General features: G+C 72.3%; 20 protein-coding genes. 12 read left to right on the top strand and 8 right to left on the bottom strand.

What is annotated here, in order from left to right; genetic code table 11:
* Positions 1-5 precede the first annotated feature (5 nt).
* The 4 genes from efeB to CP968_RS17275 all read left to right on the top strand — a co-directional run bounded on the left by efeB (position 6) and on the right by CP968_RS17275 (position 4,874).
* Positions 6-1,283 carry an iron uptake transporter deferrochelatase/peroxidase subunit gene (efeB, locus tag CP968_RS17290; protein ID WP_229886400.1) on the top strand — a complete coding sequence of 426 codons (1,278 nt, stop codon included), beginning with the start codon at positions 6-8 and terminating at the stop codon, positions 1,281-1,283.
* Between the two features lie 42 nt (positions 1,284-1,325).
* Positions 1,326-2,261 carry a prephenate dehydratase gene (gene pheA, locus CP968_RS17285; protein ID WP_150518883.1) on the top strand — a complete coding sequence of 312 codons (936 nt, stop codon included), beginning with the start codon at positions 1,326-1,328 and terminating at the stop codon, positions 2,259-2,261.
* 526 nt (positions 2,262-2,787) lie between these two features.
* Complete coding sequence (gene serS, locus CP968_RS17280; RefSeq protein WP_150518882.1) at positions 2,788-4,065, top strand: serine--tRNA ligase; 1,278 nt, start codon at positions 2,788-2,790, stop codon at positions 4,063-4,065.
* A complete protein-coding gene (locus tag CP968_RS17275; RefSeq protein ID WP_150518881.1) occupies positions 4,062-4,874 on the top strand; it encodes an HAD family hydrolase in 813 nt (270 codons plus the stop codon). Before serS ends, CP968_RS17275 begins: the two co-directional genes overlap by 4 nt.
* A gap of 175 nt (positions 4,875-5,049) precedes the next feature.
* On the opposite strand, the gene CP968_RS17270 is transcribed toward CP968_RS17275, so the two are convergent.
* The 5 genes from CP968_RS17270 to CP968_RS17250 all read right to left on the bottom strand — a co-directional run bounded on the left by CP968_RS17270 (position 5,050) and on the right by CP968_RS17250 (position 9,365).
* Positions 5,050-5,712, bottom strand: coding sequence for a rhomboid-like protein (locus CP968_RS17270; RefSeq protein WP_150518880.1), 663 nt, complete (start codon positions 5,710-5,712; stop codon positions 5,050-5,052).
* A gap of 93 nt (positions 5,713-5,805) precedes the next feature.
* Positions 5,806-6,525 carry an ABC transporter permease gene (locus tag CP968_RS17265; protein ID WP_150518879.1) on the bottom strand — a complete coding sequence of 240 codons (720 nt, stop codon included), beginning with the start codon at positions 6,523-6,525 and terminating at the stop codon, positions 5,806-5,808.
* A 14-nt stretch (positions 6,526-6,539) separates the two neighbouring features.
* A complete protein-coding gene (locus tag CP968_RS17260; protein WP_150518878.1) occupies positions 6,540-7,451 on the bottom strand; it encodes an ABC transporter ATP-binding protein in 912 nt (303 codons plus the stop codon).
* Complete coding sequence (locus tag CP968_RS17255) at positions 7,448-8,335, bottom strand: ABC transporter permease (RefSeq protein ID WP_150518877.1); 888 nt, start codon at positions 8,333-8,335, stop codon at positions 7,448-7,450. Before CP968_RS17255 ends, CP968_RS17260 begins: the two co-directional genes overlap by 4 nt.
* The gene (locus tag CP968_RS17250) at positions 8,325-9,365 is read right to left on the bottom strand and encodes an ABC transporter ATP-binding protein (RefSeq protein WP_150518876.1); all 1,041 of its coding nucleotides are present in this window, start codon (positions 9,363-9,365) and stop codon (positions 8,325-8,327) included. The genes CP968_RS17255 and CP968_RS17250 overlap by 11 nt, the downstream gene beginning before the upstream one ends.
* Positions 9,366-9,579: 214 nt before the next feature.
* On the opposite strand from CP968_RS17250, the gene CP968_RS17245 reads away from it, so the two are divergent.
* The 4 genes from CP968_RS17245 to CP968_RS17230 all read left to right on the top strand — a co-directional run bounded on the left by CP968_RS17245 (position 9,580) and on the right by CP968_RS17230 (position 14,099).
* Positions 9,580-10,437, top strand: a complete 858-nt coding sequence (locus CP968_RS17245) for a M24 family metallopeptidase (RefSeq protein WP_150518875.1) — start codon at positions 9,580-9,582, stop codon at positions 10,435-10,437.
* Positions 10,438-10,442: 5 nt separating this feature from the next.
* On the top strand, positions 10,443-12,206 hold the full coding sequence (locus CP968_RS17240; RefSeq protein WP_189828911.1) for an SDR family oxidoreductase: 1,764 nt from the start codon (positions 10,443-10,445) through the stop codon (positions 12,204-12,206).
* Positions 12,207-12,304: 98 nt separating this feature from the next.
* Entirely contained in the window at positions 12,305-13,174 is an 870-nt protein-coding gene (locus CP968_RS17235; protein ID WP_306419888.1) for a metal-dependent hydrolase, read from the top strand.
* Between the two features lie 10 nt (positions 13,175-13,184).
* Positions 13,185-14,099 (top strand): MerR family transcriptional regulator, encoded by a 915-nt coding sequence (locus CP968_RS17230; protein ID WP_150518872.1) that lies wholly within the window; start codon positions 13,185-13,187, stop codon positions 14,097-14,099.
* A 259-nt stretch (positions 14,100-14,358) separates the two neighbouring features.
* Here the strand turns inward: CP968_RS17230 and CP968_RS17225 are convergent, their stop codons facing one another.
* Positions 14,359-15,222, bottom strand: coding sequence for an aquaporin (locus CP968_RS17225; RefSeq protein WP_150518871.1), 864 nt, complete (start codon positions 15,220-15,222; stop codon positions 14,359-14,361).
* A gap of 141 nt (positions 15,223-15,363) precedes the next feature.
* Here CP968_RS17225 and CP968_RS17220 point away from each other — a divergent pair, with 141 nt between their 5' ends.
* From CP968_RS17220 to CP968_RS17210, 3 genes are all read left to right on the top strand, one after another.
* Positions 15,364-15,903, top strand: coding sequence for an RNA 2'-phosphotransferase (locus CP968_RS17220; RefSeq protein WP_150518870.1), 540 nt, complete (start codon positions 15,364-15,366; stop codon positions 15,901-15,903).
* A 197-nt stretch (positions 15,904-16,100) separates the two neighbouring features.
* Positions 16,101-17,963: an HSP90 family protein gene (locus CP968_RS17215; RefSeq protein ID WP_150518869.1), complete on the top strand. Its 1,863-nt coding sequence runs from the start codon at positions 16,101-16,103 to the stop codon at positions 17,961-17,963.
* Positions 17,960-21,007, top strand: coding sequence for a tetratricopeptide repeat protein (locus CP968_RS17210; protein ID WP_150518868.1), 3,048 nt, complete (start codon positions 17,960-17,962; stop codon positions 21,005-21,007). Before CP968_RS17215 ends, CP968_RS17210 begins: the two co-directional genes overlap by 4 nt.
* A 51-nt stretch (positions 21,008-21,058) precedes the next feature.
* Here the strand turns inward: CP968_RS17210 and CP968_RS17205 are convergent, their stop codons facing one another.
* Positions 21,059-21,964, bottom strand: a complete 906-nt coding sequence (locus tag CP968_RS17205; protein WP_150518867.1) for an LLM class flavin-dependent oxidoreductase — start codon at positions 21,962-21,964, stop codon at positions 21,059-21,061.
* A gap of 225 nt (positions 21,965-22,189) precedes the next feature.
* Here CP968_RS17205 and CP968_RS17200 point away from each other — a divergent pair, with 225 nt between their 5' ends.
* Positions 22,190-23,086 carry a Cof-type HAD-IIB family hydrolase gene (locus CP968_RS17200; protein ID WP_150518866.1) on the top strand — a complete coding sequence of 299 codons (897 nt, stop codon included), beginning with the start codon at positions 22,190-22,192 and terminating at the stop codon, positions 23,084-23,086.
* An 88-nt stretch (positions 23,087-23,174) separates the two neighbouring features.
* Here CP968_RS17200 and CP968_RS17195 read toward each other — a convergent pair whose 3' ends face one another.
* Positions 23,175-24,911 carry a sensor histidine kinase gene (locus CP968_RS17195; RefSeq protein WP_150518865.1) on the bottom strand — a complete coding sequence of 579 codons (1,737 nt, stop codon included), beginning with the start codon at positions 24,909-24,911 and terminating at the stop codon, positions 23,175-23,177.
* Positions 24,912-24,917 lie beyond the last annotated feature (6 nt).

Here is a 24,917-nt window from a genome sequence, read left to right as displayed (position 1 = left end):
ACAGCGTGACCGAGAGCAACCCCGACATCGAGATCTCCCGGCGCCGGCTGCTGGGCACCGTCGGCGCAGCGGGCGCCGCGGGCCTCGCCCTCGGCGCCACCGGCGGCGCCATGGCCCACTCCGCGCTGGCCGGACCCGCGGGCGGCGCCGCCACGGGAGCGGCGGGCAGCCTCGCTTCGCTCGGGTCCACGCAGGTCGCCTTCCACGGCGACCACCAGTCCGGCATCACCACGCCCCTGCAGGCCAAGGGCCACCTCCTCGCCTTCGACCTCGCCCCGGGCGCCGGGCGTCCCGAGGCCGCGGCCCTGCTGCGGCGCTGGTCGGACACGGCCCGCCTGCTCATGGCGGGAGAGGTCGCCGGTTCCGCCGACTCGGGCATCGCCCTCGACGCCGGCCCGTCCTCCCTCACCGTCACCTTCGGGTTCGGCCACTCCTTCTTCGAGCGCACCGGCCTCACCGCCCGCCGCCCCACCGCCCTCGATCCACTGCCCGCCTTCTCCGCCGACCGGCTCGACGAGCGGCGCGGCAACGGCGACCTGTGGGTCCAGATCGGCGCGAACGACGGGCTCGTCGCCTTCCACGCCCTGCGGGCCCTGCAGAAGGACGCGGGAACGGCTGCCCGCGTGCGCTGGCAGATGAACGGCTTCAACCGGTCGCCCGGCGCCACCGGCACCCCGATGACCGCGCGCAACCTCATGGGCCAGGTCGACGGCACCGGGAACCCCAAGCCGGCGGAGCCCGACTTCGACCGGCGGATCTTCGTGCCGGACGCGGGCCCCGGTCCGGCCGAGCACGCGTGGATGGCCGGCGGCTCGTACGCCGTCGTCCGGCGCATCCGCATGCTCCTCGACGACTGGGACCGGCAGACCACCGCCCAGCAGGAGCAGGTGATCGGCCGGACCAAGGCCACCGGCGCCCCGCTCACCGGCGGCGGCGAAACCACCGAGATGGCCCTCGACAAGCTCGGCCCCGACGGGAAGCCCGTCATCGCGTCCAACGCGCACGCGCGGATCTCCGCCCCCGAACAGAACGGCGGGGCGGCCATGCTGCGGCGCCCCTTCTCCTTCCACGACGGGATCGACGCCGACGGCGCACCCGACGCCGGGCTGCTCTTCATCTGCTGGCAGGCCGACCCGCTGCGCGGGTTCGTCCCCGTCCAGCGCAAGCTCGATCGGGGGGACGCGCTGTCGGCGTTCATCCGGCACGAGTCGAGCGGCCTGTACGCCGTACCGCCGGGCCCCCGCGCCGGAGAGTACGTCGGACAGCGGCTGCTCGAAGGGTGAACAGCGCCTCCTGCGGGCACCGCCCAGGATTAGGCTGATCACATGACGGCCACCCGCTTCACCTATCTCGGTCCCGAGGGCACGTTCACCGAAGCCGCCCTCCGCACGCTGCCCGAAGCCGCGACCCGCGAACTGGTCCCGATGGTGTCGGTTCCGGCCGCCCTGGACGCCGTGCGCACCGGCGAGGCCGCGGCCGCGCTGGTCCCGATCGAGAACTCGGTGGAGGGCGGGGTCACCGCCACGCTCGACGAGCTCTCCTCCGGCGAGCCCCTGATGATCTACCGCGAGGTGCTGCTCACCATCGCCTTCGCGCTGCTCGTGCGGCCGGGGACGGCCCTGTCGGACATCAAGACCGTCACCGGGCACCCGGTCGCCCAGCCCCAGGTGCGCAACTGGCTGCGGGCCAACCTGCCCGATGCCGTGTGGGAGTCGGCCGCCTCCAACGCGGACGGTGCGCGCCTGGTCCAGGAGGGCCGGTTCGACGCCGCCTTCGCCGGCGAGTTCGCCGCCGCCACCTACGGGCTGGTCCCGCTGGTCACCGACATCCACGACGCCGAGAACGCCGAGACCCGCTTCGTGCTCGTCGGGCGGCCGGCCCGGCCGTCCGCGCCGACGGGCGCCGACAAGACCTCCGTGGTGCTCTGGCTCGGCGACGACCACCCTGGTGCCCTGCTGGAGCTGCTCCAGGAGTTCGCCGTGCGCGGGGTGAACCTGATGCTGATCCAGTCCCGGCCGACCGGCGCCGGCATCGGCAACTACTGCTTCGCGGTCGACGCCGAGGGCCACGTCTCCGACCGCCGCGTCAGCGAAGCCCTCATGGGCCTCAAGCGGACCTGCCCGCAGGTCCGCTTCCTCGGTTCGTACCCGCGCGCGGGCGTCGCTCTGGGTGACGTGCGCCCGCCCCGCGCGGGTACCGCGGAAGGTGACTTCACGGCCGCTTCGGACTGGCTGGCGCGCTGCCTCGACGGCAGGGCGTAGGAGTTCGTCCACTGTCCACAGAGTTATCCACAGGCCGGGATGGGGGCCTGGGGACAAGTCGACAGAACAGCTCGACAAGGTCGACAAATCGGTAGGGGCGCCAGGTTTCGCGCTGGAGAGCGGTAGGTGAACGGCGTCACCCCTGTATCACCGATCAACTCTTTGGGACGAGTCATTCCCACCCGAATGAGTGTGTGAGGGTGGTTTGAACCCTGATTCGTCCCGGCCGACCAACGATCGGGATTGATCTATTCCGGTGTCCACAGATTCCGCACACACCCTGTGGATAAGCTGCTGCCGCAGCCCATTCCTGTGGACAAGGAACGGACCGCGGCCCTGCTCACGGCCTGCCGCCCCGCCGCCCTTGTGCCCCTTTCCGGTGAATGGCGGCAGTTTTATCGGCCGACCGAGAAGGATCACTTCCGGCCAGCCGTCGAGACTTATCCATTAGCGGCAATTGGGGCATAGCGCCACGCAGCGTGATATCGGTGTGATCCCCGGAACCCCGGCCCGGTAGCCTGGAGGGGTGATTGACCTCCGGCTGCTCCGTGAAGACCCTGACCGTGTCCGCGCCTCGCAGCGCGCCCGTGGAGAGGACGTCGAGCTCGTCGACGCACTGCTCTCCGCCGACGAGCGCCGCAGGTCCTCCGGCATGCGCTTCGACGAACTGCGCAACGAGCAGAAGTCGCTCGGCAAGCTCATCCCGAAGGCCTCTCCGGAGGAGCGGGCCGAGCTGCTGAAGAAGGCCGAGCAGCTCAAGCAGGACGTCAAGGCGGCCGAGGCCGAGCAGAACGAGGCCGACGAAGCGGCCAAGCAGCTGCTCCTCCAGCTCGGCAACATCGTCCACGAGGACGTCCCCATCGGCGGGGAAGAGGACTTCACCGTCCTGGAGACGCACGGCGCCATCCGCGACTTCGCTGCCGAGGGCTTCGAGCCCAAGGACCACCTGGAGCTCGGCGAATCGCTGGGCGCCATCGACGTCGAGCGCGGCGCCAAGGTGTCGGGCTCGCGCTTCTACTACCTGACCGGTGTGGGCGCCCTGCTGGAGCTGGCGCTGGTCAACGCGGCCATCGCGCAGGCCACCGAGGCCGGCTTCATCCCGATGCTGACCCCCGCGCTGGTCCGCCCGCGGGCCATGGAGGGCACCGGCTTCCTCGGCCAGGCCGCGGAGAACGTCTACCACCTGGAGAAGGACGACTACTACCTGGTCGGCACCTCCGAGGTCCCGCTCGCCGCGTACCACATGGACGAGATCATCGAGGCCGACAAGCTGCCGCTGCGGTACGCGGGCTTCTCGCCCTGCTTCCGCCGTGAGGCCGGCACCTACGGCAAGGACACCCGCGGCATCTTCCGCGTCCACCAGTTCGACAAGGTCGAGATGTTCTCGTACGTCGCGCCGGAGGAGGCCGAGGCCGAGCACCAGCGCCTCCTGGAGTGGGAGAAGCAGTGGCTGACCAGTCTGGAGCTGCCCTTCCAGGTGATCGACGTCGCCACCGGTGACCTGGGCTCCTCCGCCTCCCGCAAGTTCGACTGCGAGGCGTGGATCCCGACCCAGGGCAAGTACCGCGAGCTGACCTCCGCCTCGAACTGCGACGGATTCCAGGCCCGCCGCCTGTCGATCCGCTACCGCGACGGCAAGAAGACGCAGCCGCTCTCCACGCTGAACGGCACCCTGTGTGCCGTGCCGCGCACGATCGTCGCGATCCTGGAGAACCACCAGCAGGCCGACGGCTCGGTACGGGTGCCCCAGGTGCTCCGTCCCTACCTCGGCGGCCGCGAGTTCCTGGAGCCGATCGCCAAGTGAGCCCGGCCCCGTTCCCGTACAAGCTCGTCGCGACGGACCTCGACGGCACGCTGCTGCGCGGCGACGACACCGTCTCCGAACGCACCCGTGAGGCGCTGCTCGCCGCGACCGCGGCGGGCGCGGCCCACATCATCGTCACCGGCCGGGCCGTGCCCTGGACCCGGCACGTGCTCGACGACCTCGGCTACCGGGGGATCGCCGTGTGCGGGCAGGGCGCCCAGGTCTACGACGCGGGGACGCACCGGCTGCTGACCTCGGTGACGCTGGACCGGCAGCTGGCCGGGCTGGCGCTGTCGAAGCTGGAGGCCGAGATCGGCCCGCTGGCGCTCGCGGCCAGCCGGGACGGGGTGGACGGCGACGTGCTGATCGGGCCCGGCTACCAGGTGCAGGAGGGCCTTCCGGCCGTCTACCTGGAAGACACCACCGCCGTGTGGGCCGCCCCGCTCAACAAGCTGTACATCCAGCACCCGGGCCTGGGCGACGACGCCCTGGTCAAGGTGGCCCGGGAGACGGTGGGCAGTCTGGTGGACATCGTGATGGCGGGTCCCGGCGTGGTGGAGATCCTCCCGCTCGGCCTGAGCAAGGCCACCGGTCTGTCGCTGGCCGCGCGCCGGCTGGGCGTGAAGGCGGCCGAGACGATCGCCTTCGGCGACATGCCCAACGACATCCCGATGTTCGGCTGGGCGGCGCACGGCGTGGCCATGGCCAATGCCCATCCGGAGCTGAAGGCGGTGGCCGACGAGGTGACGACGTCCAACGAGGAGGACGGCATCGCGGTGGTGCTGGAGCGCCTGCTGGGCGCCGCCTGACCTGCGGTGGCTCCGCACGACGTACGAGAGGTCCGGGACAGCCCGCGCCGGACGGCGCGCTCGAAGTGGTTGCCCCGGACCTTTTGTTGCTCCCCGCACGGCTCACTCTGCCCCGGACGGAAGCCGCGTACCACCGAATTTCGGCGTATCGCAGGCGCAGGGAGGCGAAAGCCGACTAGCCGCGTTTCACGTGAAACGTCGGGTGTGTTTCACGTGAAACACCGTGCCGGGTGAGCGGCCAGGCGAGCAGCCCGACGGAGAGCGCGATGGCGTGGCCCAGGTCGGTGAAGGTGCCGCCGGTGGCCAGCGGGAGGCCGAAGAAAGCGACCACTCCGGCGAGGTAGAACCATCTCCAGGGACCGGGCAGCCGGTAGGTGAGCACGCCCGCGGCGGCGGCGAGACCGTAGCTGACGCCGATGTCCACGACGTGCGTCATGCTGCGCGGTGCGCGATGGTCCTGGATGGCCGTCAGCAGGACCTTCTGGCTGACCAGAGTGGCGACGACGTGCGCGGTCGCGACGATCAGCAGCCAGCGCGGGGTGCCGAGCCAGCGTTCGACGGGCGCGTGGAACAGCTCGAAGAGGGCCGCGTAGAGGGCCAGCGAGGCCGGGTCCTCGATCCAGAAGGCGCTGCTGAGGAGCGCCCGGAGGGGATGCTGGACGAGCTGGTGGATGTTGCTGCTGTTGCGGTGGAGCAGCACGTTCTCCACCCGGTCGGGGGCGATCACCACGATGACGCTGGTGATCGCGATGATCAGCAACCAGAGGTGCGTTCCGGGCGAGGAGCGTATCCAGGACCGCAGGGGCCTGGAAGGCTCGGGCTCGGGGTGGTCGATCATGCCCCGATGATGCCGCGCGCGGCTGTGCCCCGCCCGGCCGGTGGGCCGGGCGGGGCACAGGTGCACCGCGGGTTCGGTGGGAGCGGCGCGGTGCTACTCCTCGCCGGCGAGGGTGAGCCGGCGCAGCTTCTGCCCGGCGTAGACGGTGGCGCCGACGGTGACGACGGAGAGCAGGACCACGGCGGTGGGCAGGCCGACGGTCGCGTCGACGTATCCCTCGCCGGCGATCTTCTCGGCCAGCGACAGGGCCCACTGCTGGACGCTGAGGGTCTTGGCCCCGGAGACCAGACTGCCGAAGAGCGACTCCCAGATCAGCGCGTAGACGAGGCCGAAGACGACCGCGTGCCGGCTGACCGTGCCCAGCAGCAGGAACAGCGCGCTGTAGGCGATCGAGGCGACGAGGGCGGCGACCGTGTACGCGACGGCGATCTGCTGGCCGTTGCCGTTGAGGATGAAGCCGGCGATCAGAGTGGGGATCGCGGAGAAGGCCATGGTGACGGCGACGGCGACGATCAGCTTGGTCATGATGATCGTCGGGCGCTTCACCGGCTTGGACAGCAGGTAGACGATCGAGCCGTCGTCGATCTCGGGGCCGATGGCGCCCGTACCGGCGATGACGCCGATCAGCGGGACCATGGTGGCCAGGGCGAAACCGCCCAGCAGGTCGGCGGCGACCTTGTCGTCCACACCGGTGAGGGCGCGCACGGCGATGGCGATGACGATCAGCAGGGCCGGCAGCAGGAAGAGGATCAGCGCCCGGCGGCGGCCGAGCAGGGCCCGGTAGGTGAGCCGGGCGACGGTGGGGTTGTACATGGGTGCCAGCTCCTTCAGGCCGCGACGAGGTAGGAGAAGACCGACTCGAGGGACTCGTCGGAGGGCGAGACCGTCAGCAGCCGGATGCCGTGCGCGCGGGCGACCCGCGGCAGCAGCTCGGTGAAGCGCCCGAAGTCGACGGCCTGGATGCGCAGGGCGCCTTCCTTGAGGTCGACCTCGATGCCGGCCGTGGACGGGTCGGCGATCAGGGCCGCGGCGAGGGCCCGGTCGTCGGAGGAGCGGACGAGGTAGCGGTGGGGGCGGTCGGTCATCAGGCGGCGGATCTTGCGGAAGTCGCCGGAGGCGGCGTGCCGGCCGGCGACCACGACCTCGATGTGGGAGGCGAGCTGCTCGACCTCCTCCAGGATGTGCGAGGAGAACAGCACGGTCCGTCCGGCGTCGCCCATGCGCCGCAGCAGGTCCATGAGCTGCATCCGCTGGCGCGGGTCCATCCCGTTGAACGGTTCGTCGAGGAGGAGCACGGACGGGTCGTGGACCAGGGCGGAGGCCATCTTCACGCGCTGGCGCATGCCCTTGGAGTACGTGGAGATCTTGCGGTCCTGGGCGTACTCCATCTCGACGGTGGCCAGTGCCCGCTGGGCGTCCGCGTCGCCGAGCCCGTGCAGTTCCGCGTTGGCGACGACGAACTCGCGGCCGGTGAGGAAGTCGTACATGGCCTCGCGTTCGGGCACGACGCCGATCTGCCGGTAGACCTGCTCGTTGCGCCAGATCGGCGTGCCGTCGAGGGTGACGGTGCCGGTCGAGGGGGCCAGGAAGCCTCCCATCATGTTGATGAGCGTGGACTTGCCCGCGCCGTTGGGACCGAGGAGCCCGGTGACGCCGGGCCCGATGCGCATGGTCACGTCGTTGACGGCGACGACGTTCCCGAACCAGCGCGAGGTGTGGTCGATGTCGATGATGGTCACAGCCCGGCCTTCCGGTAGCGGGCCATCAGTGCGGCGTAGGAGCCGGCGATGAGGCCGAGGATGACGAGCAGGTAGACGGCGCCGGTACCGGCCGAGGGGCCCTCGCCCCCGGGGAAGGCCGAGGTCGCGCCGAGGAAGGCCGTCTGGAGGCCGTCGATCAGGGTGATCGGGGAGAACAGGCCCATCCAGTCGATCGCTCCGGCGTTGCCCGTGCTGTACGCGATGCCCTGGACGGCGGTCACCGCGCCGTACGGGATCAGGAGCACGGCGATGATGGCGGCCACGCCGAACCCGCGGCGCGGGGTGAGCGCGGCCATGACCAGGCCCACTCCCGCGAAGAGCAGCGACAGCATGAAGACAGACACGAGTCCCTGTCCGAATCCCTTGGTCTGGTCACCGAAGTCGAACTTCGCCAGCAGCGAGCCGATCCACATGATCAGCAGCGGTACGGCGGTCAGGATGAACAGGGCCGAGGCCATCGCCGCGTATTTGGCGACGACGTAGTCGACCCGCTCGACGGGCCGCGAGAAGTAGAGCGGCACGGTCTTGAAGCGCAGGTCCCGGGAGACCGACTGGGGCGCCTGGGAGGCGAGGAAGAGGCCGATGACCACCTGGGTGGTCAAGGCGTACGTCGTGTACTTGATCGGCAGCTCGGTGGAGCCGGGGACCGCGATGGCCACGGCGACGATGATCAGCGCGGGGATGCACATCACCGCGAAGAGGATCATCGGCAGCACCTTGGACTTGGCCGAGCGGCCGAGCCCGAACGCGCCCCGCAGGGACTGCGAGAACAGTGAGGTGCGGGCGTAGCCGCGGCCGAGCCGGGCCCCGTCGTAGGACCGGTAGCCGATGTTGTGGATCTGGGTCGAGGTGTCAGGCGCCATCGGAACCGGCTCCCTTCTGCTGGGCGGTGTGCGCGGGCTGGGCCGCGGGCGCGGGCTGGGCGGTCTGCGCGGACTGGGCCGCGTGGGCGGGCCGGTCGTCGCGGAAGACCTCGGCGATGTGGTGGCGGCGCTGCTCCATGCGGACCAGGCCGAGGCCCAGATCGGCGACGGTGTCGCGGACCGTGTCGTAGGTCTGCTCGCCGGTGGCTTCGACGAGCAGGATGTGGCCGGCGCCGGGCAGGCCCTCCTCCTCGCCCGCGTGGAGGGTCAGGCCCGCTTCGCCGAGCGCCTTGCGCAGGGCTGCGGTGCCGTCCGGGTGGGCGTCGGAGTCGGTGACCTCGACCGCGAGGGTCGCGGTGGTCTGGGTGAAGTCGCTGGTGGAGCTGGAGCGCAGCAGCTTGCCGCCGTCGACGACCACGACGTGGTCGCAGGTCCGCTCCAGCTCTCCGAGGAGGTGGGAGGTGACCAGGACGGAGATGCCGAAGTCGGTGTAGACGCGGCGGATCAGTCCGAGCATCTCGTCGCGGCCGACCGGGTCGAGGCCGTTGGTGGGCTCGTCGAGGAGGACCAGCTGCGGGTCGTGGACCAGCGCCTGGGCCAGCTTGACGCGCTGCTTCATGCCGGTGGAGTAGCCGCCGATGGGGCGATAGCGCTCCTCGTACAGCCCGACGTGGCGCAGGGTGTCCGCGGTGCGCTCCCGGGCCGCGGTCGGCGGCAGCCCGGACATGCGCGCCATGTGGACGACGAACTCGGTGGCCGAGACGTCGGGTGGCAGGCAGTCGTGCTCGGGCATGTAGCCGACGCGTTCACGGATGGCGCTGCCATGCGTGGTGACGTCGAGGCCGAGCACGGCGGCGCTGCCCTCGGTGGCGGGGGACAGTCCCAGCAGAATTTTGATCAGCGTGGACTTGCCGGCTCCGTTGGCACCCACGAGGCCGGTCACACCAGGCCCGATGTCCAGGGAGAGCCGGTCGAGGGCGGTCACTCGGGGGTACCGCTTGCTCAGGCTTTCGGTCGCGATGACAGTCACGGGTTCGACGTTAGTGGTGTGGCTCGCTCGAAACGTCAGACCTGGAGAGGGACCCCGTCTCCGTCTTGAGGCGTACGGGGCGGTACCGAAGGCTGATGTGACCCGGACAAGTTTGTCCACAGGTCCGTGCACGGGCCTTGACGTGATCTCCGGCCATTGTCACATTCATCAGTGTCAAGTTACGGGCGCGTACGGCTACAGGGACGGACTGGGCATGGCTGGGGACACCAAGCACCGCACCGCGCAACTCACCGCCGATCTCGACGGGTTCAGAGAGGTGCAGCGGCTCTCGTACGCCTGCGCCGAGGCGGTCGCCGCGCAGTTGCGGCCCGGGGTGAGTGAGCGGGAGGCCGCGCGGATGCAGCGCGAGTGGCTGCGCGAGCGGGGCGTGCGGGACTGGTTCCACCTCCCGTTCGCCTGGTTCGGGGACCGGACGGCCTTCGCGAACTTCCGCTTCCCGCTGCAGTTCTTCCCGACGAACCGCAAGCTGGAGCCGGGGATGCCGTTCATCCTCGACATGGCGCCGGTCTACCGGGGTTACTCGGCCGACATCGGCTACTCCGGGAGCCTCGGGCTCAATCCGGTGCAGGACCGGCTCATGGCGGATCTGCGGGCCCACCGGGTGCTGATCCTGGAGCAGGTGCGCGAGCGGCGTTCCCTGCGGGAGATATACGAGAACGTCGAACGGCTGATGACGCGGCAGGGCTACGCCAACCGGCACCGCGCGTACCCCTTCGGCGTGATCGCCCACAAGATCGACCGGGTCCGGGAGCGGCGCTGGTCGCCCACGGCGTTCGGATTCGGCACGCAGTCGCTGAAGGGGCTGGCGGGCGACGCCCTGCACGGGCACCGTGAGGGGTGGTCCCCGCTGTGGAGCCCGTACCGCTTCTCCGACCATCCGCCGCAGCCGGGCCTGTGGGCGGTGGAGCCGCACCTGGGGTTCCGGGGCACCGGTGCGAAGTTCGAGGAGATCCTGGTGGTCACCGACTCCCGGGACCCCGAGGAGAGCGCGTTCTGGCTGGACGAGGATCTGCCGCACGTGCGGCGCTGGGCTGAGGAGATGGCGGCATGAACGGGATGGGACTGGCGGGCGCGCGCGAGCGCCGGGTGCGCACCGGCGGGGTCGAGCTCTGCGTCGTCGAGCTCGGCGAGACGGACCGGCCGACCGTGGTGCTGGTGCACGGGTACCCGGACAGCAAGGAGGTCTGGTCGGAGGTGGCGGAGCGGCTGGCCGCCCGCTTCCACGTGGTGCTGTACGACGTGCGCGGCCACGGGCGCTCCACCGCACCGCAGCCGCTGCGGGGCGGGTTCACGCTGGAGAAGCTGACGGACGACTTCCTGGCGGTCGCGGACGCGGTCAGCCCGGACCGGCCCGTGCACCTGGTCGGCCACGACTGGGGCTCCGTCCAGGGCTGGGAGTTCGCGACGGTCGCCCGCACCGAGGGACGGATCGCCTCCTTCACCTCGATGTCGGGGCCCTCCCTGGACCACTTCGGGCACTGGATCAAGGAGCGGATGGCGCGGCCCACCCCGCGCCGGGCCGCCCAGCTCCTCGGCCAGGGAGCCAAGTCCTGGTACGTGTACATGCTGCACACGCCCGTGCTGCCGGAGCTCGCCTGGCGCGGGCCGCTCGGCAAGCGGTGGCCCGCGATCCTCCAGCGCGTCGAGAAGGTGCCGGCCGGCGCGTACCCGACGGCCTCGCTGCCCTCCGACGCGGCGCACGGGGCCTGGCTGTACCGGGACAACGTGCGGCCCAGGTTGCGCAGGCCGCGCGCCGACGCCTACGCGCACGTCCCGGTACAGCTGATCACCCCGACCGGCGACGCCTTCCTGTCCGAGCGCCTCTACGACGACCTGGAGCGGTGGGCCCCGGACCTGGTGCGGCGGACCCTGCCCGCCAAGCACTGGGTGCCCCGGACGCGGCCGGACCAGCTGGCCGCCTGGATCACCGAGTTCGTGACCGGTCGGGAGGAGCCGGCCGGCCGGGCCCCCGAGCAGCGCGCCCCGGGGCGGTACGCGGATCGCTTCGGGGGCCAGCTGGTGCTGGTGACCGGTGCGGCCAGCGGCATCGGCCGGGCCACCGCCTTCGCGTTCGCCGAGGCCGGCGCCCGGATCGTGGCCGTGGACCGGGACGGCGAGGGCGCCGCGCGCACGGCCGAGATGGCCCGGCTGGTCGGCGCCCCCGAGGCCTGGGGCGAGTGTGTGGACGTCGGTGACGAACAGGCCATGGAGAAGCTCGCGGTGAAGGTGGCCGCCGAGTACGGAATCGTGGACGTCCTGGTCAACAACGCCGGGATCGGCCTGTCCGGGGCCTTCCTCGACACCAGTGCGGAGGACTGGAAGAAGCTCCTCGACGTCAACCTGTGGGGCGTCATCCACGGCTGCCGGATCTTCGGCAGGCAGATGGCCGAGCGCGGCCAGGGCGGCCACATCGTCAACACCGCGTCCGCCGCCGCCTACCTGCCCTCCAAGACGCTGCCCGCGTACAGCACCTCGAAGGCGGCGGTGCTGATGCTGTCGGAGTGCCTGCGCGCGGAACTGGCGTCGAAGTCCATCGGCGTCTCCGCGATCTGCCCCGGCATCGTGAACACCAACATCACCGCCACCTCCCGCTTCGCCGGGGTCGACGAGGCCGAGGAGAAGCGCCGTCAGCAGCGGTCCTCGCGACTGTACGGGCTGCGCAACTTCCCGCCGGAGAAGGTCGCCGACGCGATCCTGCGGGCCGTGGTGCGCAATGAGGCCGTGGTGCCGGTGACCCCGGAGTCCAAGGCCGCGCTGTGGATGTCCCGCTTCGCCCCGCGCACGCTGCGGGCCTTCGCGAAGCTGGAGCCCCCGCTGTGACCCGGCGGACGGGAGCGGGGTCGGGGACGGACGCGGCCGGCGGTGACCGCCCCGAGCCGCACCCGCTTGCGGACCCGTATCCGATCGCTCCGCGGCGGGTGGCCTTCGACTGGGGGACGACCCCGCTGCACTGGATACCCGGCGAACCGACCGCCACCCACGTGATCAACGTTCTGCACCTGCTGCTGCCGGCCGGGGAGCGGTGGTTCGTGAAGGTCCTCAGGGAGGGCCTGCCGCTGGTCACCGATCCCGAGCTGCGCAAGGACGTCGAGGGGTTCATGGGCCAGGAGGCCACGCACAGCGTGCAGCACGCGTACGTGCTCGACCACCTGGCCGAACAGCGGCTTCCGACGGACGGGTTCACGACGTACGTGGACCTCCTCTTCGACCGGTTGCTCGGCGAGACCCCGCCCTTCGGAGCACCCGTCACGGCGCAGGAGTGGTTGCGCTTCCGGCTCTCCGTGGTGGCCGCCGTCGAGCAGTTCACGGCGGTGCTCGGCGACTGGGTGCTGCGGGCGGAAGGGCTCGACCGGGCCGGGGCGGACGGGGTGATGCTGGACCTGCTGCGCTGGCACGGCGCGGAGGAGGTCGAGCACCGCTCGGTCGCCTTCGACCTGTACCAGCACTGCGGGGGCTCCGGTCTGCCCCGGTACGCACGCCGCATCGAGGGCATGGTGGTGGTCGCCCCCGTACTGGCGTGGCTGTGGATGTGGGGCGCCGCGTACCTCATGCGCAACGACCCGGAACTGGCCGGTCGGGCCCGCTATTCGCTGCGCGCGCACAACCGGGCGGTGGCGCGCGGACTGCTGCCGCCGTGGAGAGAGCTCGGCACGGCCATACCCCGCTACTTCCGGCGGTCGTACCATCCCTCGCAGGAGGGCTCGCTGCGCAGGGCGGTCGAGTACCTCGCGGCTTCGCCTGCCGCCCGGGCCGCAGCGGGCGCGGTCGGCCGAGCCGCGATGTCGTAGGGAGCCGGGATTGTCCGAGCAGGCGGTAGCCGAGTACCGGATCGAGGATCTGGCGCACCACAGCGGGGCCACGGTGCGCACGATCCGGGCGTACCAGGACCGCGGTCTGCTGCCCAAGCCGGAGCGGCGGGGCCGGTCCAACGTCTACCGTGACACGCATCTGGCGCGGCTGCGCCAGATCGCGGACCTGCTGGACCGCGGCTACACCCTGGCGTCCATCAAGGAGCTTTTGGAGGCGTGGGACGCGGGGCGCGGGCTGGGCGGTGTGCTGGGCCTGGTCGCCGAGGTGCACGGGCCGTGGACCGACGAGGAGGCCGCCCGGATCACTCGGGCGGAGCTGAACGAGAGGTTCGGCGGCCAGCCGGACGACGACGCGGTCGGCGAGGCCTGCGACCTGGGGGTGCTGGAGGCGATCCCCGGGCGCCCGGACCAGTTCCTGGTCCCCTCCCCGCAGGAACTGGCGGTCGCGGCCGAACTGTACGCGGCCGGGGTGCCGCTGCCGGCGATCACCGGACACCTTCGGGAGCTGCGCGGGCAGGTGGAGCACATAGCCTCGCGGTTCCTGGAGTTCACCACCGAACACGTCTTCGCTCGCTACCTGGGGCAGGTGCCGCCCACGGACTCCGATGCGGCGGAGGCGGCCACGATGGTGCGTCGGCTGCGGCCGCTGGCCCAGCAGACGGTCGACGCCGAGCTGGCCCGGGCCATGCGCCTCTTCGCCACCCGCCACCTGCAGCAGCACCTGGGAGCGGCCGGCGCCGCCCAGCCGTCCGGGTCGGCCCCGGTGGCCCTTCCGGCGCAGACGGTGCGGGCGGTCCAAGAGCTCGTCGGGGCCGAGAACGTCGCGGAGTTCGTGCGCGCGGCGACGGAGCGCGAGCTCCAGGCCCGCACCATGAACGCCTTGGCGAGCCGGGAGGACCGGTAGCGTCGGGAGGGGCGGGAGGGGCGGGGCCGCATCGCGGGCGACCGCGACCCGGACCAGTACCCGGGTCCGGGTCCGGGTCCGGGTCCGGGAGAACCATCCGCTCGGGCCTGTGAAACGGCCGCTGTCCACACGGCTGTCCACAGCGTAGTCCACAGGGCGGATCATGCTTTTGCCGCCAAAACCATCCCAAACGGCTGTGGACAACTTCCCTCTCCTGTGGGAAACCCGGGCTCGTCGCCGTTCGGCCTCGACCGTCCCTCTAGGAAACCGCCGGTGCGGCGGCCGTTCCCGTCCCCGCCTCCGGGCGCCGCTCCGCGTCCGGTTCCGCGGTCGGTTCCATGGTCGGCTCCGCGTCCGGTTCCGCGTCCGACGTGTGCGGCGGTGGGCCGGTCTCGGGAAGGGCCCCGGCCGGTTCCGCGGGCGCCGTCACGCGCCCGGTGCGGGGGCCTCCGTAGAGCAGGCCGACCAGGCCCATGCCGAGGACGCCGCCGACCAGCTGGGCCCCGATGAAGCCCGGCAGCGACTGCGGGGCGATGCCCGTGAAGGAGTCGCTGAAGCTGCGCCCGACCGTACCGGCCGGGTTGGCGAAGGAGCCTGAGGAGGTGAACCAGATCGCGGCGGCGATGTACGCGGCGACGGCGACCGGGACGAACCTCTGCCGACCGGTACGGCCCAGGCCCTGGATGACCAGGACCAGGCCGGCCGTGGCCACCACCTCGCCGATCAGCAGGTGCCCGCCGTCGCGCACCTGGGTGGCGAAGACACCGGGCGTCCGGCCGAACATGGTCTCCGCGAGGACGGCGCCGCCGACCGCCCCGACGAGCTGTGCGGCGGTGTAGGCGAGTGCGTCCCGCCCGCCGAGCCCCTCGCCCCCGGTGCGCCGGGCCCACCAGGACGTCAGCGTGACCACGGGGTTGAGATGGGCGCCGGACAGCGGTCCGAAGAGGGTGATGATCAGCCCGAGGCCGATGCCGGAGGCCAGCGAGTTGGCCAGGAGGGCGACACCGCTGTCGACGCTGAGCTGGGCGGACTGGATGCCGGAGCCGATGACGACCACGAGCAGGCCGGCGGTGCCGATCAGTTCGGCGGCCGCCCGGCGCGGCAGGGACGTACGGGCTGTCATGGTTCCTCCCCCGGAACGGACGTCTTGGCGGAAAATGTATTCCGTGTCCTGGAACGCCGATAGGGGGTGTCCACAGCGCACCGGGCACCCGCACCCGGAAATGCCCGGCCCCCCGGCCGCCCGACGGGGCACCCTGGGGCCATGGACGACAGACGCACCGTGAAGGTGTCCAAGTACCTCTCGAAGCACCTGCGCCACCAACCGGAACGGATCGGGCTGACGCTCGACCCCAGGGGATGGGTGGAAGTGGAGGACCTGCTGCGCGCGGCCGCCGGTCACGGCTTCGCCCTCACCCGGGCCGAGCTCGACCACGTCGTGGCCGCCAACGACAAGCAGCGGTTCGCCGTCGAGGGCACCCGCATCCGCGCCAGTCAGGGCCACACCGTCGCCGTGGACCTGGACCTCCCCGAGGCCGAGCCGCCCGCGTACCTCTACCACGGCACCGTCGCCGCCGCCCTGGAGCCGATCCGCGCCGAGGGCCTGCGCCCGATGGCCCGTCACCACGTGCACCTGTCGCCCGACCGGGAGACCGCGACCCGCGTCGGCGCACGGCGCGGCCGGCCCGTCGTACTGGCCGTGGACGCGGCGGCGATGCGCGCGGCGGGCCACGTCTTCCGGGTGAGTGCCAACGGGGTGTGGCTGGTGGACGCCGTACCGCCGGGGTTCCTGCGCTTCTCGTAGCGCATCGGGCCTCGTGCGCCGATGGCTGCCCGAGCGGGTCCGGATCGGGCCCGCGTGCGGGGCGAAAGCGGCTGCCACGGACCGGAATTCAGGAGGGCATTGTCAGATCATCCCCCTACTCTGTTCCCACTCCGGGATCCGTGAGGGGGGTACCTCGCGATCGCCGAACCATCCCTGACGCACCGAGGTGACGCCTTATGACGTCCACGTCCCCGCCCCCGTCGGCACCGCCGTCCGCCGCCCACAACTTCCAGGTAGACCTGCGCGGCCTGGTCGACCTCCTCTCCCACCACCTCTACTCCAGCCCGCGCGTCTACGTCCGCGAGCTGCTGCAGAACGCCGTGGACGCCGTCACCGCCCGCCACGCCCTCGACCCCGGGGCCCGTGTCCACATCCGGCTCGCGGCGGCCGACGGCCGCGTGACCATCGAGGACAGCGGCATCGGCCTCACCGCCGACGAGGCCCATTCCCTCCTCGCCACCATCGGCCGCAGCTCCAAGCGCGGCGGCGAGCACGGCCTGGAGACCGCCCGCCGGGAGTTTCTCGGCCAGTTCGGCATCGGCCTGCTCGCCTGCTTCGTCGTGGCCCGCCAGATCCGCGTCGTCACCCGCTCCGCCCGCGACCCCCAGGCCGCGCCCGTCGAGTGGCTCGCCGCGGACGACGGCTCCTACACCGTCCGCGAACTGCCCCACGAAGCCCGCCCGGAGCCCGGCACCACCGTCGTACTGGAGGCCCGACCGGGCGCCGCCGAGTGGACCGTCCCGGCCAAGGTCGAGCAACTGGCCCGCGACTACGGCTCCCTGCTGCCGTACGAGATCACCTTCGACGACGGCCTGGGCGGTGCGCCGCGTCCCGTCACCGACCGCCCCGCCGTCTGGGACCGGGCCTTCCCCACCCCCGTCGCACGGCGCGTCGCGCTCGCCGGGCACTGTGCGGAGCTCTTCGGCTTCACCCCGCTCGACACCATCGACCTCGACCTGCCGGTGGCCGGCGTGCGCGGGGTGGCGTACGTCCTTCCCGAGCCGACCAGCCCCGCGCACCGGGCCGGGCACCGCGTCCACCTCAAGGGCATGCTGCTGACCGACCGGGCCGACAACCTGCTTCCGGACTGGGCGTTCTTCGTACGCGCCGTCGTCGACACCGACACGCTGCGCCCCACCGCCTCGCGCGAGAACCTCTACGACGACGAGACCCTGTCCGCCGTGCGCGACGCCCTCGGCACCAGCGTCCGCGGCTGGCTCGCCGAACTCGCCGCGAGCGACCCGGAGCGGCTGGCGGCGTTCCTCCGCGTCCACCACCTCGGTGTGAAGTCGATGGCGCGGCACGATGCGGAGCTCTTCGCCCTGATGCTGCCGTGGCTTCCGTTCGAGACCAGCGACGGCCCGATGAGCCTCGTGGAGTTCACGGCGGCCCACAGCGAGATCCACTTCACCCGCACCGTCGAGGAGTTCCGGCAGATCGCGCCGATCGCCGCGGCCCACGGACTCGGTGTCGTCAACGCCGGCTACACCTACGACGCCGACCTGCTGGCCCTGCTGCCCTCCGTACGCCCGGAGCTCAAGGTCGCGGAACTGGACGCCGGGGCCGTCACCGAGCGCCTCGACCCGGTGCCGACCGCCGCCGAGCTCGAACTGGCCTCCTTCCTCTCCACCGCGCGCACCCGCCTGGAAGCCCAGGGCTGCGACGTGGTGCTGCGCGCCTTCCAGCCCGTGTCCGTGCCCGCGCTCTACCTCGACGACCGCCAGGCGCGCCAAGAGCGCGACCGGACCGCCGCGCTGGAGGGCGCCGACTCCCTGTGGACCGGCATCCTCGGGTCGCTGCGGGGCTCGGCCCCCCGTGCCCGGCTGGTCCTCAACCACAACAACCCGCTGATCAGGCGCATCTCCGCGCTCCCCGACGCGGAGCTGACGGCCACCGCCGTGGAATCGCTCTACGGCCAGGCCCTGCTGATGTCCCAGCGCCCCCTGCGGCCCGCCGACTCCTCGCTGCTCAACCGGGCCTTCCTCGGGCTCCTGGAATGGGCGACCCACGCCACCGACACCCCGGAGGACCCGAAGTGACCGCGATGACCCGCGACGAGATCGAACGGGGCCTGGCCGAGAACGCCGAGGCCCCGAACGGCGCCGCGCGCAACGCCCACGCCGAGGTACTGGCGGCCGCCGCCGAGGCCTGCGGCGACCCGGCACTCTTCCGCAGCGCACTCGACAACCTGATCAACGCCTACCTGTACAGCTCCGAATCGTCGAAGATGGTCGTCCCCTTCGCCCGCCTGCTCCAGGAGTACGACAAGGACCCGGGGGCCTTCTCCGCATGGGAGGCGCACTCCCTGTACTGGCAGTTCAAGTGGGTGGCCACGGCGATCTCCGACTCCCCGGGCATCCCGCTGGAGTCGGCGACCGGCTGGCTCGACGAGATGGAGCGCCGCTACCGGATCGCGGGTCACAGCGAGCGTCCGGTGCGCGAGGCCGAGCTCTGGCTCGCCCACGCCACCGGCGACGACGACCGCGCGGAGCGCGCCTTCGGCCGCTGGCTGGCGGCCGAGCGCGACGACATGAGCGACTGCCAGGCCTGCGAGCTGAACGGCCAGGGCCAGTACGCCGTCCTGCACGGCAACGACGACGAGGCCTTGGACCTCTGGAAGCCGGTGCTGGAAGGCGATCTGACCTGCGCCGAGGAGCCCCACCGGGTGCTCGCCACCTCCCTGCTGCCGCTGCTGCGGCTCGGCCGGGCCGACGAGGCCCGCGCGCACCACCTGCGCGGCTACCGCATGGCCCGGGGCAACGAAAGCCTGCTGCCCACCATCGGAAAGCACATCGAGTTCTGCGCGCTCACCGGAAACGAGTCCCGCGGCCTGGAGATCCTCGCCGAACACGCCGGCCACGTCGCGCCGCTCGCCAACGTCGACGACCAACTGGCCTTCCACGGCGGCGTCCTCGTGCTGCTGCGCCGACTGGAGCAGCTGGGGCACGGAGGCAGCGCCGCCGTCCCCTACGAGGGCGTCCCGCGCACCGTCTCCGAGCTGCACGAAGTGCTGTACGCGGGTGCGCTCGACATCGCCCGCCGCTTCGACGCCCGCAACGGCACCAGCCGGATCTCCGACCGGTTCCTGGCCCGGGTCGGGCGGGAGCCGCTGGTGGACGTCCTGCCGCTGGGCGTGCGCAGTGCCACGCTGCCGCCGTCGCCCTCCGGGCCGGGCGCTCCGCCCTCCGCGCCCGTCACCCGGTCCGGGCCCGCGGCCCCGCCCGCGGACTTCACCGAGCTGGTGGAACGGGCCCGGCGGGCCCGGGACGTGGGGCACCCCGGCGCCGGCGCCCTCTGGGCCGAGGTGGCCGTACGCCAGGACGCCCGGCCGGAGCCCGATCCACTGGTCTCGGCCGACCTGGCGGACCACCACGCCCTGGCCGCCGCCCGTCGCGGGGCCGAGGAGGCGCCGCAGCTGCTGGGGACGGTACGGGACGCGTACCGCGCGCTGGGCCGGGCCGAGCGCGCCGCCTTGGCCGAACTGCGGCTGGCCGGTACGGCCGCCCAGTCCGGGGCGGCGCCCGCGGAGGTGCGGGAGCTGTTCCGGGCTGCGGCCCGGGCCGCGACGGCACTGGACGCCGACGAGCCGCTGCGGGCCCGGCGGATCGCGCTCGTGGAGCTCTCGGAGATCCGCGTGGAGTCATACCTGCGCTCGGTGGAGGCGCCGCACGACCACGAGCACGCGGACGCTCCGGGCGACGGCCACGCCGAGCTGGTGGCGGAGCTGACCGCCTTCGTCGCGGCCCACGCGGACACCGCGGCCGACCTGGTCGCGGAGGCAGAGGAGATGCTGGGCCGCCTCGCGCTCTCGCAGGGCGACCCCGAGCGGGCGGAGGCACTGCTGGCGGCGGCCGCCGTACGGGCGGTCGCGGCCGGCCGGCCGTGGCAGGCGGTCGACCCGCTCACCCTGCGGGCCGGGGTCCTGATGTCGCTGGGCCGGCCCGCGGAGGCCGAGGAGGCCGCCCGGGCCGGGCTGGAGCACGCCGCCGAAGTCGTCGACGCCGAGGCGCAGGGCGCCGTACGGCTGACCCTCGCGGACATCCTGCTGCGGCGCGGCGAAGCGGTCCGGGAGGCGGCCGCTCACGCCCTGGCCGGGGCCCACTGGTTCGACCAGGCCGGCCTGAGCGCCGACGGCGGGGCGCAGGCCCGGCTGATGCTGGCCCGGGCGTACGCGCGGGACGGGCGGACCGCCGAGGCGGCCGAGGTGCTGCAGTCGGCGCTGCCCGACCTGCTGGAGCACGGTGCGGAACAGGCCGTGTTCGGGAGGGAGTTCCTGGGGGACCTGCTGCGCGAGCTCGGTGAGCCCCGGCCCGCGGCCGAGCAGTACCTGCTGGCGGCCGAGGCGGCGGCGGACTGGGAGAACCCGCGTCCCCAGGCGAACCTGGCGCACTCGGCGGCCGAGGCGTTGTCGGGCGCGGGGCTGCCCGTGGAGGCGACGGCCGCGTACGGGCGGGCACTGGAGCTGTACCGACGGACCGGGGACGCCCCGGTGTCCGAGGTCCGGGTCCTGAGGTCCCTGGCCTGGCTGGGCCTGCGCGAGGAGGTCGGGGACGCGGGGGTGGCCAGGGCCCGCGCGCTGATGGGCGAGGCCGTCTCGGTACTGGAGGCGGCGGCCCTCGCCCCGGACGCGGACAGCGCCGAACTGCGCCCGGAGCTCGCCCAGACCTGGCACCAGCTGGCACAGGTACTGGACCGGCGGGTCGGCGAGGACGCCGATGAGGACGACGATGATGACGTCGCCGACGCCGACGCTGACGCTGACGCTGACGGGAGCGTGGACGACGGGGATCCAACAGCTGCGGGCAGGCTGGGTGCGGCGCAGGTGGAGGCCCTGCGCGTGGAGGAGATCGAGCTGTGGGACCGGGCGGCGGGCATCTACGCCGAGCTGGGCCCGGAGTACCTGCGGGACCGGTTCCAGTGCCTGAACAACGCAGCTTGGACGGAGCAGGAGCGGGGCCGTCCCGCGGCCGGAGCCGCGAGGATCTCGGCGCTGATCGACGAGGTCGGCGCGCTGCCCGAGGAGACCGTGCCCGAATGGCTGCTGCCCGCGGCCCAACGCGTGGTCACTCAGCTGACGGCCTGAGCCGTCGTCGGCGCCGCCTCCGAGGGGCGGCGCCGACGACCGCGTCAGCCGTCAGCCGTCCAGCTGTGCCAGGGCCTCGGTCGCGATCTTCTCGAAGACGGTCTCGTCCGCGGCGAAGTCGGAGTCCGGGATCGGCGCGTGGACCACCAGTTCGGTGAAGCCCAACTCACGGTGGCGGCCGGCGAAGTCGACGAACGCGTCCACGGACTGCAGCAGGGTGTTGCGCTCGGGGGTGAAGCCCGTCAGCAGGATCTTCTCCATGGGCCCGGGGTTCCGCCCGATCTCGGCGAGGGCCTTGTCGAGCTTCGCCATCTGCCCGCGCAGGGCTTCCAGCGACTGGGCCGCAGTGCCCTCCTCGAACAGCTTCGGATCACCCGTGGTCACCCAGGCCTGGCCGTGGCGGGCGGCGAGCTTCAGGCCGCGCGGGCCCGTCGCGGCGACGGCGAACGGCAGCCTCGGGGACTGCACGCAGCCGGGGATGTTGCGGGCCTCGTCGGCGGAGTAGAAGGTGCCCCGGTCGCTCACCGCCCCCTCCGTCAGCAGCCGGTCCAGCAGCGTCACGAATTCGGCGAAGCGGTCGGCGCGCTCCCGCGGGCTCCAGGGCTCCTGGCCCAGCGCGGTCGCGTCGAAGCCGTTGCCGCCCGCGCCGATGCCCAGGGTGATCCGCCCGGCGGAAACGTCGTCCAGGCTGATGAGGTCCTTGGCCAGGGTCACCGGGTGGCGGAAGTTCGGCGAGGTGACGAGCGTGCCCAGGCGCAGCCGCTCGGTGACGGCGGCCGCCGCGGTCAGCGTGGGCACCGCGCCGAACCACGGGCCGTCGCGGAACGTCCGCCAGGAGAGGTGGTCGTAGGTGTAGGCGGTGTGGAATCCGAGGCGCTCGGCCCGCTGCCACTGGTCACGGCCGCCCTCGTGCCATCGACGTACCGGAAGGATCACCGTACTCAGACGCAGACTCATGCGTTCGAGCCTACGGGTCGGGCAACGGCGCCCGCACCTCGTCGGCACGCGGTGCGCAGGGGCTCTACCGCGGCCCACGGACGCCCACGAGCGTGTTTCACGTGAAACACGCGCGCCTCGGATCGATGTTTCACGTGAAACACGAGGCGGCTCCGGGCCATGTTTCACGTGAAACACCGGCCGTTCCGGCAGGACGTCTCGATCTTGGTCCGTCCGCTGGGGGTCATGGGCGAAGATGGAGCCGTGACCTCGGCTCCCCAGCGCCCGGAAGGGCCCTTCCCCATGCCCCGGCTGATCGCCACCGACCTCGACGGCACGCTGCTGCGCGATGACCAGTCGGTGTCGCCCCGCACCGTCGCCGCGCTCGCTGCCGCCGAGGAGGCCGGGATCGAGGTCTTCTTCGTGACGGGACGCCCGGCCCGGTGGATGGGTGTGGTCAGCGACCACGTCCACGGCCACGGACTCGCGATCTGCGCCAACGGCGCCGCGGTGGTCGACCTGCACGGTGAACCGGAGTTCGTGCGGGTCAGGCCGCTGGAGCGAACCGTGGCGATCTCCGTCGTCGAGGCCCTGCGGGCCGCCGTCCCCGGCATCACCTTCGCCGTCGAACTCACCACCGGCATCACCTACGAGCCCGACTACCCGCCCTTCTTCCAGGACCCCGGAGCCCACGTCGCGACGGCCGAGAAGCTCCTCTACGAGGACGCGGAAGGAAGCGCCGAGCCCGTGCTCAAGCTGCTCGCGCACCACGCCGAGCTCGCGCCGGACGAGTTCCTCACCCTGGCCCGCTCCGCGGCCGGCGACTACGCCTCGATCACGCGCTCCAGCCCGACCGCCCTGCTGGAGATCAGCGGTCCGGGTGTCTCCAAGGCGAGCACGCTGGCCCTGTGCTGCGCCGAACGGGGCATTTCCCCGGCCGAGGTCGTCGCCTTCGGCGACATGCCGAACGACGTGGAGATGCTCGGCTGGGCCGGCACCTCGTACGCGATGGGCAACGCCCACCCGGACGTGATCGCGGCGGCCTCCGGCCGCACGACCGCCAACAACGAGGACGGGGTCGCCGTCGTCATCGAGCGCATCCTGGCCGAGCGCGCCGCGGCACAGCCGCGGACGCCCCTCTAGAACGCCGTTCGCGGAGCCGGCCGCCCCGTGCTGCCGAGCCACCTCGGCGCCGGCTCCCGCGGACCCGGTGCGACGGCGCGGACACGCCTCAGAGCGGGGCCTCCCACACCAGGGTGGTCCCGCCGCCGTCCTCGCCGATGCCGGGACCGTACGAGCTCGCCCCGCCCAGCGATTCCGCCCGCCGGCGCAGGTTCCGCAGACCGCTGCGACGGCCGCCCTCCGCGATGCCCACCCCGTCGTCCGCGACCTCCAGACGCACCCCGGGCCGGCCGTCTGCCAGAGTGACGGTGGAGTCCAGGACCACTTCGATCCGCGAGGCCTCGGCATGCCGGAAGGCGTTGGAAAGGGCCTCGCGGAGCGCTGCGATCAGGTTCTTTCCGACCAGTTCGCCGACGACCGCGTCGATGGGGCCGAGGAAGCGGTGCGCGGGCTTGAACCCCAGGGGCACCGCTGCCATGTTGATCTCCCGCAGCACCCGGGTGCGGAGCCCAGACGGAGCCTCGGCCGGGCCCTGCTGCAGGGCGAAGATCGCGGTGCGGATCTCCTGGATCGTCACGTCCAGCTCGTCCACGGCCTTGCCGACGCCGTCGCGCACCTCGGGGACGATGGACCGGCGCTGGGCGCCCTCCAGCATCATCCCGGTGGCGAACAACCGCTGGATGACCAGGTCGTGGAGGTCGCGCGCGATGCGGTCGCGGTCCTCGAACACGGCGAGCCGCTCCCGGTCGCGCTGCGCCTCGGCCATCATCAGGGCCAGCGCCGCCTGGGAGGCGAACTGCGTGGCGAGGGTCCGCTCGGACTCGCTGAACGGCCGCTTGCCGCGGGCCCGCGGGGTGACCAGCGCTCCCAGCACCCGGCCCCCGCTGTGCAGCGGCAGCATCATGCACGGCCCGTACTGGCTGGTCAGCCGACTGATCATGCGGGGATCGGCAGCGGCGTCGTCCACGAAGACCGGCTCGCCCCGGAGCAGCTTGTCCACCACCGGGCTCTCGGCGGGGATCACCACGCCGAGCGAGGTCGCCGGGTTCTCGGCGGAGACCGCGACGATCTCCATCCCGCCGTCCTCGGCCGGCAGCATCACGATCCCGGCGGCGGAATCGGCGAGGCGACGGGCCTGCTCGGCGACGACTGCCAGCGCGTCGTCCGCGTCTCCGCCCGACAGCAGGGCGGTGGTGACGGCCACCGACCCGTCGATCCAGCGCTCGCGCTGGGTGGCGGCCTCGTAGAGCCGGGCGTTGCCGATGGCGATGCCCGCCTCGGTGGCGAGCACCCGGACCATGTGGACGTCGTAGTCGTTGAACTCGCCGCCGCCGTTCTTCTCCGCGAGGTAGAGGTTGCCGAAGATCTCTCCCTGGACGCGGATCGGAACGCCGAGGAAGGTCTTCATCGGCGGATGGTGGGCGGGGAATCCGGCGGAGCGCGGGTCCTTCGTCAGGTCGGAGAGGTGCACCGTGTCGGGGTGCGAGATCAGGGCGCCGAGCAGGCCCCGCTTGCCGTCCGGCCGGTGGCCGATCTTCCGGGCCAGTTCGGTGCTGATCCCGAAGGTGACGAAGTCCGAGAGGCCCCGGCCCTCCGTGTCGACGACACCGATCGCCGCGTACCGGGCGTTGGCCAGCTCGGCCGCCGTCTCGCAGATGCGGTCCAGCGTCGAGTGCAGTTCCAACCCCGTACCGACCGACCGCATGGCCTCCAACAACTGGGGGACCCGGGCCGTGAGCTCCGTGGACAGGCCCTGCAGACTCCGGGTGGCCTGGGTGGCGGCCTCCAGCGGGTCCGGGGTTCCCGGTGATCGGTCCGGCGATTCCTGCGACTCCTGCGCTGACATGCCCTT

The organism is Streptomyces subrutilus (assembly GCF_008704535.1).
In the GTDB taxonomy this organism is placed as follows: Bacteria; Actinomycetota; Actinomycetes; order Streptomycetales; family Streptomycetaceae; genus Streptomyces; species Streptomyces subrutilus.
This window is presented reverse-complemented; position numbering and strand designations above follow the sequence as displayed.